The following is a 2,500-nucleotide window of genomic DNA, read 5'->3' as shown; positions in this document are numbered from 1 at the left end:
GCACTTAAGTTGCGGAGCCGTAGCGAAAGCAAGTCCAAATAGGGCGACTAGTCAGTGGGGGTAGACGCGAAACTTTGTGATCTATCCATGGGCAGGTTGAAGGTGTGGTAACACACACTGGAGGACCGAACGCGTAAACGTTGAAAAGTTTTGCGATGACCTGTGGATAGGGGTGAAAGGCCAATCAAACTGAGAGATAGCTCGTTCTCCCCGAAATGTTTTTAGGAACAGCGTCGCATTAAGAAGTTTAACAGAGGTAGAGCTACTGATTGGACTAGGGGGCTTCACCGCCTACCAAATCCTGACAAACTCCGAATGCTGTTAAATATCTGCGGCAGTGAGGCTGTGGGCGCTAAGGTCCATGGCCGAGAGGGAAATAACCCAGATTAGCAACTAAGGTCCCTAATACATGGTTAAGTTGATCAAACGAGGTGGGATTTCTATAACAGCCAGGATGTTGGCTTGGAAGCAGCCATTCATTTAAAGAGTGCGTAACAGCTCACTGGTCGAGAGATCCTGCACGGAAAATAATCGGGCATCAAACCATGAACCGAAGTTCTAAGATTGCTACTAGGTAGTATATCGGTAGGGGAGCATTGAAACTACAGCGAAGGTGTGCGGCGACGCATGCTGGAGTGGTTTCAAAAGAAAATGTAGGCATAAGTAACGATAATTGAAGTGAAAAACTTCAACGCCGTAAACCCAAGGTTTCCTGATCAATGTTAATCAGATCAGGGTTAGTCGGGTCCTTAGGCGCACCCGAAAGGGGAAGCTGATGGCAAGTCAGTTAATATTCTGACACCTGCTTATACTTCGATGGAGTGACGGGGTAGTGAAAGGTCCGCGTTCTTACGGAATAGAACGTTAAAGGGTGTAGATATAGATGGTGCAGGTAAATCCGCATTGTTTGTCGAACCTGATAGTACAGCAAAGCTTCGGCAGCGCTGATAGTGACCCTAATCAAACCTCCGAGAAAAACTTCTAAGTTATGGTATAAGCAGCCCGTACCGCAAACCGACACAGGTGGGTGGGATGAATATTCTAAGGCGCTCGGGTGAGCCGTGGAGAAGGAACTAGGCAAATTAACGCTGTAACTTCGGGATAAAGCGTACCATCTTCGGATGGTCTCAGTAAAATGGTACAACCAACTGTTTAGCAAAAACACAGGGCCCTGCAAAATCGAAAGATGACGTATAGAGCCTGATACCTGCCCGGTGCTGGAAGGTTAAGGAAGGATGTTCGGCGCAAGCCAAAGCTTCTGACTGAAGCCCCAGTAAACGGCGGCCGTAACTATAACGGTCCTAAGGTAGCGAAATTCCTTGTCGGGTAAGTTCCGACCTGCACGAATGGTCTAATGAGTTGTACACTGTCTCCTCCACGAGCCCGGTGAAATTGTAGTATCGGTGAAGATGCCGGTTACCCGTCACGGGACGGAAAGACCCCATGAACCTTCACTACAACTTTGCATTGATTTTGAATTTTTGATGTGTAGGATAGTTGGGAGACTTTGAAGCAGTGTCGCCAGGCATTGTGGAGTCGTCGTTGAAATACCAACCTTTAAACATTTAGAATCTAATCCCTTACGGGAAACAGTGCATGGTGGGTAGTTTGACTGGGGTGGTCGCCTCCTAAAATGTAACGGAGGCTTGCAAAGGTTCCCTCAGTACGGTTGGTAATCGTACATAGAGCGCATTAGTATAAGGGAGCTTGACTGTGAGGCTAACAAGCCGATCAGGTACGAAAGTAGGCTAAAGTGATCCGGTGGTTCTGTATGGAAGGGCCATCGCTCAAAGGATAAAAGGTACTCTGGGGATAACAGGCTGATCTTACCCAAGAGCTCATATCGACGGTAAGGTTTGGCACCTCGATGTCGGTTCGTCACATCCTGGGGCTGGAGAAGGTCCCAAGGGTTCGGCTGTTCGCCGATTAAAGTGGCACGTGAACTGGGTTCAGAACGTCGCAAGACAGTTCGGTCCCTATCTGTGATGGGCGCTAGTAAATTGAGAGGACATGACCTTAGTACGAGAGGACCGGGTCGTATGTACCGCTGGTGTATCTGTTGTGCCGCCAGGTGCAATGCAGAGTAGCTACGTACAGCAAGGATAAACGCTGAAAGCATCTAAGCGTGAAACCTTCCTCAAGATGAGTTTACTTTTAAGGGCCGTGGAAGACTACCACGTTGATAGGCTACAGGTATAAGGGTGGTAACATCGAAGCCGAGTAGTACTAATTACCCGTAAGCTTTATTTTTTATTTTTCTGCGAAAGCAGGATTATAAATACTGATTTACTCTAAAAAACAACTTTCCCAATATGTACATTATTAAAGTAGTAAGTAGTAAGTGGTAAGTAGTAAGTTGAAAGACTTATAGCTTATAACCGATAGCTTATAACTTGCAAAATCTTATGGTGGTTTTGCCAAGGGTGTTCACCTCTTCCCATACCGAACAGAGAAGTTAAGCCCCTTATGGCCGATGGTACTGGTATTCCAACCGGGAGAG

Annotated in this window: 2 rRNA genes (1 of these 2 cut by a window edge); both read left to right on the top strand. The window is 46.9% G+C overall.

Features of this window, described 5'->3' with window-relative positions:
- Window positions 1-2,250: ribosomal RNA gene (locus QWZ08_RS28120) — 23S ribosomal RNA — on the top strand; it begins 629 nt to the left of the window's first position.
- A 154-nt stretch (window positions 2,251-2,404) separates the two neighbouring features.
- A 5S ribosomal RNA gene (gene rrf / locus QWZ08_RS28115) occupies window positions 2,405-2,500 on the top strand; the annotation flags it as partial.

The sequence above is a fragment of the Ferruginibacter paludis genome, assembly GCF_030409685.1.
GTDB classification, from domain to species: domain Bacteria; phylum Bacteroidota; class Bacteroidia; order Chitinophagales; family Chitinophagaceae; genus Ferruginibacter; species Ferruginibacter paludis.
Note: the sequence above shows the minus strand (reverse complement) of the source record. Positions and strands in the feature narration are given on the sequence as shown.